Annotated in this window: 14 protein-coding genes; 9 read left to right on the plus strand and 5 right to left on the minus strand. The window is 59.4% G+C overall.

Annotated elements, in window-relative coordinates; translation table 11 throughout:
* The first annotated feature begins 113 nt into the window (after positions 1 to 113).
* Positions 114 to 878 carry a sulfate transporter CysZ gene (gene cysZ / locus I6L41_RS11070; protein ID WP_005338455.1) on the plus strand — a complete coding sequence of 255 codons (765 nt, stop codon included), beginning with the start codon at positions 114 to 116 and terminating at the stop codon, positions 876 to 878.
* A 146-nt stretch (positions 879 to 1024) separates the two neighbouring features.
* On the plus strand, positions 1025 to 1639 hold the full coding sequence (locus tag I6L41_RS11075) for a trimeric intracellular cation channel family protein (RefSeq protein ID WP_005338456.1): 615 nt from the start codon (positions 1025 to 1027) through the stop codon (positions 1637 to 1639).
* Between the two features lie 85 nt (positions 1640 to 1724).
* Here I6L41_RS11075 and I6L41_RS11080 read toward each other — a convergent pair whose 3' ends face one another.
* From I6L41_RS11080 to I6L41_RS11095, 4 genes are all read right to left on the minus strand, one after another.
* Positions 1725 to 1976: a hypothetical protein gene (locus tag I6L41_RS11080; protein ID WP_021229156.1), complete on the minus strand. Its 252-nt coding sequence runs from the start codon at positions 1974 to 1976 to the stop codon at positions 1725 to 1727.
* A gap of 47 nt (positions 1977 to 2023) precedes the next feature.
* Positions 2024 to 2569, minus strand: coding sequence for a DUF882 domain-containing protein (locus tag I6L41_RS11085; protein WP_005338458.1), 546 nt, complete (start codon positions 2567 to 2569; stop codon positions 2024 to 2026).
* Positions 2570 to 2733: 164 nt separating this feature from the next.
* Entirely contained in the window at positions 2734 to 4218 is a 1485-nt protein-coding gene (locus I6L41_RS11090; RefSeq protein WP_158112084.1) for a murein L,D-transpeptidase, read from the minus strand.
* A 92-nt stretch (positions 4219 to 4310) separates the two neighbouring features.
* Positions 4311 to 5075 (minus strand): ABC transporter substrate-binding protein, encoded by a 765-nt coding sequence (locus I6L41_RS11095; protein WP_158112083.1) that lies wholly within the window; start codon positions 5073 to 5075, stop codon positions 4311 to 4313.
* Between the two features lie 316 nt (positions 5076 to 5391).
* On the opposite strand from I6L41_RS11095, the gene I6L41_RS11100 reads away from it, so the two are divergent.
* The 5 genes from I6L41_RS11100 (at position 5392) to I6L41_RS11120 (ending at position 10886) form a co-directional block, all read left to right on the plus strand.
* The gene (locus I6L41_RS11100; protein WP_088869915.1) at positions 5392 to 5937 is read left to right on the plus strand and encodes a hypothetical protein; all 546 of its coding nucleotides are present in this window, start codon (positions 5392 to 5394) and stop codon (positions 5935 to 5937) included.
* 55 nt (positions 5938 to 5992) lie between these two features.
* The gene (locus I6L41_RS11105; RefSeq protein WP_216958843.1) at positions 5993 to 7012 is read left to right on the plus strand and encodes a glycosyltransferase family 2 protein; all 1020 of its coding nucleotides are present in this window, start codon (positions 5993 to 5995) and stop codon (positions 7010 to 7012) included.
* Positions 7009 to 7380 (plus strand): GtrA family protein, encoded by a 372-nt coding sequence (locus tag I6L41_RS11110; protein ID WP_005338463.1) that lies wholly within the window; start codon positions 7009 to 7011, stop codon positions 7378 to 7380. The genes I6L41_RS11105 and I6L41_RS11110 overlap by 4 nt, the downstream gene beginning before the upstream one ends.
* Positions 7380 to 8546, plus strand: coding sequence for a hypothetical protein (locus tag I6L41_RS11115; protein WP_040066657.1), 1167 nt, complete (start codon positions 7380 to 7382; stop codon positions 8544 to 8546). Before I6L41_RS11110 ends, I6L41_RS11115 begins: the two co-directional genes overlap by 1 nt.
* A 228-nt stretch (positions 8547 to 8774) precedes the next feature.
* The gene (locus tag I6L41_RS11120) at positions 8775 to 10886 is read left to right on the plus strand and encodes an alpha-amylase (RefSeq protein ID WP_216958846.1); all 2112 of its coding nucleotides are present in this window, start codon (positions 8775 to 8777) and stop codon (positions 10884 to 10886) included.
* Between the two features lie 75 nt (positions 10887 to 10961).
* Here I6L41_RS11120 and I6L41_RS11125 read toward each other — a convergent pair whose 3' ends face one another.
* Entirely contained in the window at positions 10962 to 11588 is a 627-nt protein-coding gene (locus I6L41_RS11125) for a glutathione S-transferase (RefSeq protein ID WP_216958851.1), read from the minus strand.
* A gap of 170 nt (positions 11589 to 11758) precedes the next feature.
* On the opposite strand from I6L41_RS11125, the gene I6L41_RS11130 reads away from it, so the two are divergent.
* On the plus strand, positions 11759 to 12403 hold the full coding sequence (locus I6L41_RS11130) for a response regulator transcription factor (RefSeq protein ID WP_216958854.1): 645 nt from the start codon (positions 11759 to 11761) through the stop codon (positions 12401 to 12403).
* Between the two features lie 113 nt (positions 12404 to 12516).
* Positions 12517 to 13113, plus strand: coding sequence for a TetR/AcrR family transcriptional regulator (locus I6L41_RS11135; RefSeq protein ID WP_216958857.1), 597 nt, complete (start codon positions 12517 to 12519; stop codon positions 13111 to 13113).
* Positions 13114 to 13179: the final 66 nt, after the last annotated feature.

Here is a 13179-nt window from a genome sequence, read left to right on the forward strand (position 1 = left end):
ATGCCCGATTTTCAGTCGCCACGGCACGAAATAAGGAATAGTCGGCGACTTTACCAAATCAAAGGCTTGTTTGTAATATGCTGGCAGTTCTCCCATGCATAGATGGAGCTCACATGAGCCAATCACCCCATATGGTCAAAGATTCAATCAGCGGTGCAGACTATTTCCTGCGCGGGTTTTCCCTCATTCGCCAACCGGGCATCCGCACCTTTGTGCTGATCCCCCTGCTGGTCAACTTCGTGCTGTTTGCCGGGGCCTTCTATGCCCTGCTGCTGCAACTGGACGGCCTGTTCGCCTGGCTCCATCAGCAGATCCCCGCCTGGCTCGACTGGCTGGACTATCTGCTGTGGCCCATCGCCCTCATCACCATACTGGTGGTCTTCTCCTTTATCTTCAGCTCGGTTGCCAACTGGGTAGCCGCCCCCTTCAACGGTTTGCTGGCGGAGAAGGTGGAACAGATCCTCACCGGTCAGCCCGCCAATGACAGCGGCATGCTGGATATCGTCAAGGATGTGCCACGCACCTTCGGCCGCGAATGGACCAAGCTGAAGTATTACCTGCCCAAGGCCATTGGCTGCCTGATCCTGTTTCTGATCCCGGTGGTGGGCCAGACCCTGGCGCCTGTGCTCTGGTTCCTGTTCAGCGCCTGGATGATGGCGATCCAGTATGTGGATTATCCGTTCGACAACCACAAGATCGACTTCATCACCATGCGTGACGCCTTGAAGCAACGCCGTGGCAAGTGCCTCAGCTTCGGCGCTCTGGTGACCCTCTTCTCCGCCATTCCGGTGGTGAACCTCTTCGTGATGCCGGTCGCCATCTGTGGCGCCACCGCCATGTGGGTCGATCACTACCGGCAGGAGCAGTTGGGGCGCTAACCCTTGAACATTGATTAGAAAAAGGCACCCGAAACGGTGCCTTTTTCGCATTTAGCATGAATTAAATTAATGCATGCATTCGATAGCTTGTCCCATATGACACGAGTTGGTAGGATTCTGGCCTTTCTCGTTCCCTGGGATATCTCATGTTACATGCACTCTTCTTGGTTGGCCTGGTGGCCGAAGGGATGACCGGCGCGCTGGCCGCGGGTCGGCGACGGATGGATCTGTTTGGTGTGGTGATCATCGCCTCGGCGACGGCCATCGGTGGTGGCACCATTCGCGATGTGCTGCTGGGCCACTATCCGCTGCTCTGGATTGAACATCCGGAATATGTGCTGCTGGTTGCCGCAGCCGCGATGGCGGGTGTGGTCTCCGCCCCCCTGATGCGCTACCTCGGCAAGCTGTTCATGGCCCTTGATGCCCTGGGACTGGTGGTCTTCTCTATCTTCGGTGCGGCCCGAGCGCTGGATATGGGCCACGGCGCCGGTATTGCCTGCATCATGGCGGTAGTGACCGGGGTCTTTGGCGGGGTGCTGCGGGATCTGCTCTGTCAGCGAATTCCACTGGTATTTCGTCGCGAGCTCTATGCAGCCATTTCGCTGATCACCGCAGCCCTTTACTGTCTGGCGCTGGATCAGGGCTTGCCGACCAACTGGGCCGCGTTCGGTTCCATCGGGATCGGCTTTGTACTGCGGCTGCTGGCGGTTCGCTTCAAGTGGGGTCTGCCCACCTTCAACTACCAGTACGCGACCCACTGAGTACGCCAGCTTCTGGCGAGGCGGGTTGGATTGCGAGCAACAAAAAAGCGCCCGAGCGGCGCTTTTTTCATGGACGGTCTGCGACTCAGTTAATCCCTTCCGAGCTGAAGAAGGTCGCCTTGTCGGCGATAAAGCGGATCTTGATGTTCTTCCCTTCCCCGCCCCAGAGGCAGCTGGTGGTGCCCAGCGCATCGTCACAACGCTCCGCCTTGCCCAGAATGGTGCTGGCCTCGGCGTAACTCATCCCCATCTTCAACTGGTCGTAATTTTCACGGTTGAGCTTGCTGCAACCGGCCAACAACAGGGCGAGCAGGCCGCCAATCACTATCTTTTTCATCGCTATCTCCTCTCTGGTGGGAAGAGCTTGGCAGTTTGCCAACCCCTTTACCAGCTGCGCACCGGGCCGGTATCGAGGTGAACGAAGTTGTCACGGGGATAGTAACCAACCCCACCCACCTTGAGCTGGAGCGCCGCCTTGCGCAGATGGGCCAGCTGTACGCCGGGGATCCGCACATCCACCGCCTGCCCCAGGGTGTGGTAGCTGTGCTTGGCCACGCCGCGGCTCTTGTGCCGCTTCTGACGATTGGTCGCCGGGGCGCGATAGCCGGAGATCAGCTGGATTTCGCTGCGCCGACCCAGCTTGTGCTGCAACAGGAATAGCTGATCAAACAGCTTCTTGTCGATGTTGAACACTTCATTGCGCCGGTAATCGCGGAAGATGTGGTTGAGCTCGGCCAACCCGTCGCTCAGATAGTGGCCGTTCTCCCAATAGCTGGCGCGCACCCGCTCGCCGGTATTGAGATTGAAGAAACTGAGTTCACGCCCGGTGGTACTGCGGCTGGCCAGTGCAGGGAAGGAGATCAACGAGCTGCCCAACAGGCAACCGGCTCCCAACAACAGGCGACGTCGACTTATCTCTTGTTCCAGCATAAGGGGTTCGTCCATCGCAGATTCAAGCGAAAATAGTTGAATAAGATCACTGATTGAATGTGATACAGGCGCTTGAAACTACCCTCCGGCGGGGCGCCCTGTCAAACCTCAATCGCCCATAGAAAAGCCCGGCACAGGCCGGGCTTTTCACTCTGTGGCAGGGATCACAGCAGGCGGCTCTGGAAGCTGACCCGATCAAATCCGTAGATGTCGTTACGCAGTTGCTGGCGACCATTTTCGTCGATCCAGCTGCTCCAGTAGACGGTAAAGACCGGGATCGGCGTGGTGAGCGGCAACCATTTGGTCTGGCTCTCCTTGAGGATATTGGCCACCTTGTCCGGCTGATAGCGGGAGTCCGCCAGCAACAGTTCGGCCAGATCGTCCGCATGTTCCACCCGGATGCAGCCCGAGCTGAAGGCGCGCGCCCCCTGCTCGAACAGCGCCTTGCGCGGGGTGGAGTGCAGATAGATGGCGTCATTGTTGGGCAGGTAGAACTTGTAGCGCCCCAGGGCATTGTGATCCCCCGGCTTTTGCCGCAGGCGATAGGGGAAACCGGCGGCCAGCGCCTGATGCCACCCCTCTTCGGTGAACTGGACCGGATTGCCCTCGCTGTCGATCACCTCGAACTGCTCGCGACTCAGGTACGCGGGATCCCGACCCAGCTTGGGCAGGATGTCCTTGCTCAGGATGGAACGCGGCACATGCCAGGAGGGGTTAAGCACGATGGAGCGAATTTCGCTGGCCAGAATAGGGGTGGCCCGCTGCTCCTTGCCGACGATGACCCGGCTGGTAAATACCTCGTTGCCGGACTCCACCACGCTCAGACGGTAGTCGGGAATATTGACCAGCACGTAGCGGCCACCGGCGAGTTGATCCACCAGATCGCGACGCCACAGGTTGCGCAGCAGCAGGCTGGCGCGCACTTGCGGGCCGGTATTGAGCCAGGAGCGGGTCTGACGGCCGATGATGCCGTCCGCGGTGAGACCGTGACGACGCTGGAACTGCTTGATGGCCTGCTCGGTATCACCATCGTAAATCTGATCACCATGGCTCGGGGCGCTGTCGCCCAGCTCGTTGAGCATGGCGCGGATTTGGCCGAGCTCGGCTGAGCTCTCTCCGGCACGCAGGGTCGGCATATCGAGGGTTGGCCACTTGCTGGCCATCGGCATCGCCAGCAGTTTGTGCACTTTGGCACGCACCGCCTCGTATTCCGCCACCTGGGGGCGTAGAGATTTCACCTGGGTGAGCAGATCATCATCGCTGGGCTGGGTCACCACAGGGCGGTTCAAATCGAGCTTGAGGGTCTTCATCTGCTCACGCGAGACCAGATCCATCCCCCGCCAGGCGTGCTGGAAACGGCTCAGCTTGGCAAAAATGTCGTCATAGATGGCACCACGCTTGTCTGCGGGAGTGGCCTGCAGACGCTTCCACAGCGTGAAAAAATCGGGATGCAGCTGGGCAAGCACAGCCTCTTGCAACTGCTGCTCCAGCTCGACACGGGCCTGTTCGGCCTGACTGCCCTGATACCAGTCGTGTCCGGTTTCACTGGCCGCCACCACAACTTGTGCTTCGGTCGCATGTACCACGCCAGCGGGCAAACATCCCAGCCACACCAGATTGGCAAGGGCCAGCCAATACTTCATCCCCATGGGTACCTCAAAACGGTTTGTTCACTCTGCCGGGCCTGACAAGCAGACCCGATGCTCAGGCCGCTCATGATGCGTGAACGGCCAATACTTTGCTAGCGCCCGGGGGCATAACGCTGCCAGATAATGTCATACGCATCTGTCTCCTTGAACCGCGCCAACGCCTGATTAAATTGTTGCAAGAACTGCGGCGAAAAGCTGCGCTTGCCCAACATAAAGAAGCTTGGCGATTCAGATACCACCATGGGGTGACTGGTGAACAGACCGCTCATCCCCTCCTTGTTAAGGGCGCTGGGGGTAGCCAGCATGTCACCAAGGAAACCATCGATCCGGCCGCGGGCCAGCTTCTCATAATTTTGCTGGTCGCTCACCGCACTCACCTGTTTGGCATAGCGACCGAGCAGCGACATCACTTCATCGCCATAAAAGTACTCTTTGGTGACGCCGAGGGAGTAACCACTGGCCAGCCAGCTCGCCAGATCCTGCTCGGGGTAGTGGCTGCCCTTGCGGATCCACAGCAAGGTGCGCCCCGGGTTGTAGGAGTCGGAAAACCAGGCATAACGGGCGCGCTCATCATTGATATTCGCCTCCATCGCCATGTCTATCTCGCCATGCTCCATCTCGTGCAGTACCCGCTTCCAGGGCAGCTCCACATAGTTGACCTTGCAGTGCATGGAAGTGAGTACAGCCGTCAGCACCTCGGCGGCATAACCGCGCACCTCTTGCGGTGAGTCGGCTTCGTAATAATGGTAGGGTGGCCAGTTATCGTAACCGACCTGAATAGGCTCGGGACACAGGGCCCTGGCCAATGCCATTGGCGCCCATAATCCAAGCAACAGACAGCAAGAGATCCACTTCATATGTCATCCTTGACGAATAAGTGAGTCATCATAAATCGCCCCCTGCAAAATGGCGATAGAGGCCAGATGACTATCGCATCCGCTAGAAAGTGACGCAGCAAAGCACGTCTATTTGCCAAATACCTTGCCGGAGCGCCACTGGCAATCGACGCCCCGCCAGACCTGTTTAACCGGGAAACAGCAACGTTTGGAACAGGGGTAAAAAGGGGTTAATATGTGACCAAATATTTTTTTGTGATCCACTATGCTTTTTTTGCAATTGGATTAGCATATGCGCGACATCGGCCTACCCATTCTGTCAGGCATAGAGAGTGATATGACGTACAAAAAGTTCGGTTTTTTGACTGCCATTCTGGCGTTAAGCGGTTTTTATCTTTACACCCTCTATCTGGCTGCTCACCCCAACGTGAGCCTGGCCTACAAACTCTATTATCTGGAAGGCAAGACCCGCTTCTGGGAACACAACTCCAGCATGACCTATCAGCCGGGTAACGAGCTCAATCTGACCAAGCCAAGCCGCTTCCTCTCCAGCGAAGGCTGGGCCAAGAAGCCGAGCGATGACGGTACCCTGCTCAGCGGTCAGGGCGGTCTCTACTTTGTGCTGCCCAAGCAGGCGGCCAATCCGGATCAGCTTACCGTACAGGCCCGCATCAACAGCCCGGAAGCCGGTGCCCTGTTGAAAGTGGCGCTGGGTCACGACTTCACCACCACGGTGAAACTGGCCAAAGCGGGCATCAACGAAATCCGCCTCAGTCTGCCCGGCGACTCGCTCACGGCAGATCCCAAGCGCCCCAATTTTCTGGCGCTCTCGGCACCTACTCCCATCAATGTGCAGTCGGTACGTTTGACCGTAGCCCAGTGATCCTTGCCCCGAATACCATTTTATAAAAACAACTATCCCAAATAAGGACGTTCTTATGTCGCATCCAGATTTTCGACTCTCTCTGGTCGTTCCCGTTTACAACGAGGAAGAGAGCATCGATGCCTTCATCAACGCGATAGACAACGAACTGGCCCCGCTGAAAGACCAGCTTGAAATTGTATTCGTCAACGATGGCAGCCGTGACCGCACCCGTGAAGTGGTCGAGCAGGCCATCGCCCGTGACCCGCGCGTGACCCTGGTCAACCTGGCACGCAACTTCGGTAAAGAAGCGGCCCTGACCGCCGGTCTGCATCAGGCCAAAGGGGATGCCATCGTGCCGATGGATGTGGATCTGCAAGACCCGCCCGCCCTGATCCTGGAGTTCGTCAAACTGTGGCAGACCGGTGACTATGACACCGTCTACGGCATCCGCGTTGATCGCAGCGCCGATACCCCGATGAAGCGCCTGACTGCCGGTGGCTTCTACCGCTTCTTCAACGCCCTCTCCACCAGCACCAAGCTGCCGGAGAACGCAGGTGACTTCCGCCTGATCGACCGTCGAGTTGTCGAGGCGATCAAGCTGCTGCCGGAGCGCAACCGCTTCATGAAGGGTCTGTTTGCCTGGGCCGGTTTCCGTGCCGTTGGCGTCCCCTATGAGCGCCCGGCCCGTCACGCCGGTGAAACCAAGTTCAACTACTGGAAACTGTGGAACTTCGCCCTCGACGGCCTGCTCAGCTTCTCCAGCTGGCCGCTGCGGGTCTGGAGCTATGTGGGTGTAAGCGTCTCGCTGGTGGCCTTCCTCTATATCCTGAAAATCATCACCCAGGTGATCTTCTTCGGCATCGACGTACCCGGTTACGCCTCCCTGATGTCCGTAGTGCTGTTCCTCGGCGGTATCCAGCTGTTGTCGCTCGGCATCATCGGCGAGTACATCGGCCGCATGTTCGTGGAAGTGAAACAGCGCCCGGTCTACCTCATTGAAGGGGTATATGGCCAGTATGCCAAGCAGGATGAGGCCAAACCGCAGAGCGCTGACAGCAACCCGCAAGAGCAGCAGGAGCAAGCGCCTCAATGATCTCCCGCGAGGAATTCTGGCGGCTGGTACGTTTCGGTTTTGTCGGCGGGGGGGCTACCCTCGTCGACCTTGGCACCTCCATCGCACTGTTTCATACCTGGCCCACCATCTCGGAGCACCTGGTTACCACGCTGGCTTTTGCCATCGCGTTCTGGTTCTCCTTCTTTGGTCACCGCTACATCACCTTCCAGAAGCAGGGAGCCGCCAGCAAGTTTCTGCTGGTCGCCCTCTTCTCGCTGGCGGTGCGTAACCTGATCCTGAGCGGCCTGCTGTTTGCGGGGCTCTCCGGTCTGCTGCCAGTGGTCATCGCCACCCTGACCGTTACCGTCCTCACTTACGTTCTCTCTCGCGTCTGGGTTTTTGCCTGATGAATGATATGACCAATACTGCCCCGCTAACCGGGGCTGCACTCCCCTATCGCCCGTCACTGCGCATCAGCGGTCGTGACTGGCTGATGATCATCGCCGCCTTCATGCTGAGCCGGGTGGCGCTGTATGGCATGGGCTACTTCGGTGTCCAGCTCTATGGCTCCCCCGACATTGGCCCGCTGCAGGCCTATTGCCAGTTCGACTGCGTCTGGTTCCAGCGCATCATCGAGAACGGCTACGACCTCTACCCGCGCTGGCTGAGCAAGGGCAATGCGGCCAACTGGGCCTTTATGCCGCTCTACCCGATGGTCTCCGGTGCCATCTCCAACCTGTTCAATGTCGAGAGCCTGATCGGCCTCATCATTGTTACCAACCTCTCCTTCTTCGCCAGTTTACCGCTGATGTTGCTGGTGTTGCGTCAGCTCAAGCTGGGGGACGATACCGCCCGCTTTGGCGTCTGGCTGCTCGCCTTCTCCCCCTTCTCCGCCTACTTCGTCTCCGGCTATACCGAGTCGACCTTTATGGCGCTGATGCTGGGGATGTTCCTGTTCGCCTATCGGGAGCAGTGGCTGATGGTGGCCGTGCTGGGGGTCTGTATCTCCGCTACCCGCAACCTGGGGGTGATGATGGTCTTCCCGGTGCTGATCCTGGCGCTGCAGGCCTACGGCTGGCGGGAATTTTTCCGCTTTACCGAGCGCGCTTTCAAGGTGGTGTTCACCCTCTGGATGATCCCGTTTGGCCTGTTCGCCTACATGGTCTACCTCTATCATCTGACCGGCGATGCCTTTGCCTTCAAGCACATTCAGGTGGCGTGGGGTCGCTACATGGACAGCCCGCTGGACTGGTGGCTGAGCGGTTTCGAGCTGGGCGGCCGCAAGGCTTACCTCTCCATCATGGTGATCTTCGGCTGGTGCCTGAACGGTTACCTGTTCAGCCAGAAACGCTGGGCGGAAGCGACCCTGATGTTCATCTGCTGCACCATCCCGCTGATGACCGGCCTCAACGCCATGCCACGCTATATGTTCGGGCTCTACCCGACCCTGCTGGCCATCATTCTGCTGACCCATCGCTGGCCAGCCATCCGCCCGGCGGTGCTCTGCATCAGCGGCATGGTGGCCTCCTTCATCGCGGTGGCCTTCGTCAACTTCAAGTTCTTCACCGTCTGATGTGACGACAATGCCTGATACACCAAATGCCGGTCACCTGACCGGCATTTTTTATGGCCGCTATTTTTATCGACAGAGCGTCCCACCACCTCTCCGTCACACTTTCTTCGGCTTGAAAACGTAACCATTTGAACTGATGTCACAAATCGGCGTTTTGCCGATCCAAGGCGCGCTTTGCTGCTCCTAGAATGGGCCCTTGTCCGAACTGCCCTGCTCAAGGAATGGCTTATGCGTCGTGCTCATCACTTATCCCCTCTCTGGCTCGCCCTGCTGGCCGCCCCTCTGTTCATCCAACAGGCGATAGCCGCTCCCGAGGTTCGCCTCTATGTGGATGGTCAGCCGGTGGCGACCCCGATCGCGCTGGACAAGGGCACGGTGGAGCTGACCCATCCCCTTGCCAAGGGGAGCCACCAGATCCGCATCAGCGACGCAGACAACAGTTGCGGTACCAGCTTTGGCCCGAGCGAGAGCAAGCCGCTCCCCTTCGGCACCGCCCAGCCCATGGACAAATGCAGCAAGGATCAGAGCTTTACCCTTCGGGTGATGCTGGCCGGGGAGTATCAGTTCACCTTCAACCCGGATACCCCCAGCCTCAAGGTGCTGCGGGCGACCAAGAAGAGCGAATTCAAACGCCAGCCACCACAAGAGCCCTGCATCAGCTGGGATGGCGGCCCGGTCACTGTATCCCTGAAAGGGGTTTGGCCCGAGGGTACCCGACTGAGGGATGCCTACTCGAAACAGGAGGCGGTGGTCAAACAGGGCAAACTGACCCTGACCCCGAGCAAAGAGAGCGGCGGCATGCTGCTGCTCGAGCCGGTCAAGGCAGCCAAGCCGGTACCGTTCAGCTGGGATCAGGCGAGCGTCTATTTCCTGCTGACCGACCGCTTCAACAACGGCGATCCCGCCAACGACCACAGCTTCGGCCGCCAGAAGGATGGACAGGATGAGGTGGCCACCTGGCACGGCGGCGACTTCAAGGGGCTGACCGAGAAGCTCGACTACATCAAGAGCCTCGGCATGAACGCAATCTGGATCACCCCCATGGTGGAGCAGGTTCACGGCTTTATCGGCGGTGGCGAGCAGGGCAACTTCCCCTTCTACGCCTATCACGGCTACTGGGCGCTCGACTTCACCAAAATTGACCCCAACTACGGTGACGAGGAAAGCTTGAAAACCCTGGTGGACGAGGCGCACAAGCGCGGCATGCGCATCATCCTCGACGTGGTGATGAACCACGCCGGTTATGCCACCCTCGCCGATCTGCAAGATCTCGGGCTCACCGAGCTGACCCGGAACACAGACAAGCTGCCGACCGTCTGGAACCAGTGGCGACCGAGCGGCGGCCTCAACTGGCATGGCTACAACCAGTTCATCGACTATCAATCACCCGCGTGGAACAAATGGTGGAGCGGTGACTGGGTGCGCGCCGGTCTGCCCGGCTATCCGCAGCCAGGCACCGACGATGTCACCGGCTCGGTGGCGGGGCTACCGGACTTTCTCACCGAATCGACCAAACCGGTAGGGCTGCCGCCGTTGCTGGCCGCGAAAAAGGATACCCTCGCCAAGGCGCTACCCGACGCTACCGTGAGCGACTACCTGATCGCCTGGCACACCGACTGGGTGCGCCGCTTTGGCATCGACGGCTTCCGCGCCGACACCGTCAAGCATCTGGAGCCCGAAGTGTGGGCCAAGCTCAAGCAGGCGGGCACCGCTGCGCTCAAGGAGTGGAAGACCAACAACCCGGGCAAGGCCCTCGACGATCTGCCCTTCTATATGGTGGGAGAGGTGTGGGATCACGGGGTAGCCAAGGATTTCTGGTATCAGAACGGCTTCGATTCGCTGATCAACTTCGACTATCAGCGCGAGTTCGCCCTGTCACAGGCCCAGTGCATGGCCAGCGCCGAGCCCACCTATGACAGCTACGCCAGCCGCATCAATCAGGATCCCGAGTTCAACGTGTTGAGCTACATCAGCTCCCATGACACCAAGTTGTTCTTTGGCGACTATCAGGATGTGCCGCTACAGCGCCGGGTCGCCAACAGCTTTATGCTGCTGCCGGGCGGCATCCAGCTCTACTATGGCGACGAGTCCGGCCGCGGGCTGGCCAAGGATGGCGGGGTGTTCGATCAAGGCTTGCGCTCGGACATGAACTGGCAGGAGCTGGCCAGCGGAGACAAGGCTGAGCTGGTCAAGCACTGGCAGCAACTGGGCCAGTTCCGCGCCGCCCATCCGGCCATTGCGGCAGGCAGCCACCAGAAACTCTCGGATGCACCCTACGCCTTCGTGCGGGAGAAGGGGGATGACAAGGTGGTGGTGGTCTTTGCCGGTCGGCAGAAGTAACTCTTGAGCCACATTGACCAGCAGCAGAGAGGGGAGCCACTGGCTCCCCTCTCTCGTTTATCCATCTGCCAAGGCTCACTGTGACTGGCGCGCCGCCACCGGCCACTGCAACCGCGCCTTGAGCAGGGTCTCCTGCCACAGAGGCCAAGAGAGCAGCGCCTGCTGATAGGCTCCGGCCTGACCGGGCAACAGGATGCCGTAGCTGGCCAGCCGATAGGCCATCACCGCATAGAAGGCATCGACAATGCCCGCCTCGCCAAAGTAGAAGGGGCCCCGCGCCTGCGACCAGATCTCCTGCAAACGGGCCAGCTCACCGACCGCCGCCACCGGGGGATCGATACGGGTTGGCGCCCCAAGAAAGAACGGGAGCAGAGAACGGATCTGCCGAAATCCGGCGTGTAGCTCGGCGCAGAGACTGCGAGCCAGCGCCCGCTCGGCCAGCGAAACAGGATAGAGCTGGCGGTCGGGACAGAGCTCGTGAACATATTCGGCGATGGCCAGCGAGTCGTGAACCCGCACGCTATCGTGTTCGAGCCAGGGCACCAGACCGGCCGGTGCCAGCCGCTTGAGCCGGGCCAGCGACTTGGCATCCTCCAGATCGAACACCTGCTCCTGCCACGTCAGCCCGCTCATGGCGAGCACCAGCGCCGCCCGCATCGCCCAGGTGGAGCCGGTGCCCACCGCCAATACCAAGGATCCCATCTGTTGCCTCCTGCATGAGTTGCCTGCGACCGGCCGATCTGCCCTGATGGCAAAACATCCGATGTTCGCTTCACATTTGCGCACCGGCGGGTTTGACCCTCTTGGTGAGCGATGCTAGTTTGATTTTTCAAAACAATCAGTTAGCAACAATGTGAGCCATTAACCGAAATATGGACAGCCAATTTACCATCGTCATCGCAGATGACCACCCCCTGTTTCGGGGCGCCCTATACCAAGCGGTGCACATGGCCATCAACGACGCTCAATTGCTGGAAGCGGACTCCATCGACAGCCTGACCAGCCTGCTCGGCGAGCACCCCGAAGTTGACCTGTTGCTGCTCGATCTCAAGATGCCGGGGGCCAACGGCTTTGAGGGGCTGGCCCACCTGCGCGGCCAGTATCCCGACCTGCCCATAGTGGTGGTCTCCGCCTCGGAAGATGCGGCCATCATCCACCAGGTGTTGCGGCTCGGGGCGCTCGGCTTCATTCCCAAATCGGTGCCGATGAAGGAGCTGGTCAATGCCCTCAATACGGTGATCGGGGGGGATAACTGGGTGCCGGAAGGCATCTCGCTCCATCCCGAATCGGAAGATGGCCCCGATTTCGCCAGCAAGCTGGCCAGCCTCACCCCCCAGCAATACAAAGTGCTGATCATGCTGCGCGATGGCAGCCTCAACAAACAGATCGCTTGGGAGCTCAACGTCTCCGAGGCCACCATCAAGGCCCATATCACCGCCATCTTCAGAAAACTGGGCGTCAAGAACCGCACTCAAGCGGTTATCGCCCTGCAACAGCTCGATATCAAGGAGAGCTGAAACCCGCACGCAGTGACACACGCGAGACGACATAGCCAGCCATGCTGGCTATCTGTTGCTCGACAATTAGCACGATCGTACTTTATGCTGCCAGCGCCAACGAGGAGAGAGTGATGAACAAGGGGCGCATGACCCGGGAAAACATTTTGCAGACTGCCTTTGAGCAGGCGAGCCAGCAAGGGCTGGAGAGCCTGACCATCGGCTCGCTGGCCAGCGCCTGCGAAATGTCGAAAAGCGGCCTGTTTGCCCACTTTCAATCCCGCGACAATCTGCAGATCGCCGTGCTGGAGTACGCCGCCGAAGTGTTTCGGCTGCGGGTGATCCAGCCGGTACGCCAGCAGGAGCACCAGAGCCAGCATGACAAGCTGATCGCCCTGCTGCGGGCCTGGCAGGCGTGGAACCACTGCTTCGCCGGACGCTGCATGTTCCTCGACGCCTGGACCTCGGCGCAGGATGGCCATGAGCAAAAGAGCCTGGTGCAGCAAGCTGCCCGGCAACTGGTGCGCTTCTGGCTCGACTATCTGGCCCGTCAGGTGGTGCAAGGTCAGGCCGCAGGCGAGTGGCGACAGGAGATGGATCCCTGGCGCGCCGTTTACCGTCTCTATGGCCTCTATCTGGCGGATCAGGTGTTCAACGATCTCGAACTGTGTCAGGATCCGGCCCGCCACTTCTGGCCCGAGGTGGACGCTCTGCTGAGCAGCTGGCGCTGATGTTTTGGCATCCGTTCAACACTAATTTTTAAAAACCAACAAAAAAGCACGACCGTTCGCACATAA

The sequence above is a fragment of the Aeromonas sp. FDAARGOS 1411 genome (assembly GCF_019047125.1).
Taxonomy (GTDB): domain Bacteria; phylum Pseudomonadota; class Gammaproteobacteria; order Enterobacterales; family Aeromonadaceae; genus Aeromonas; species Aeromonas veronii.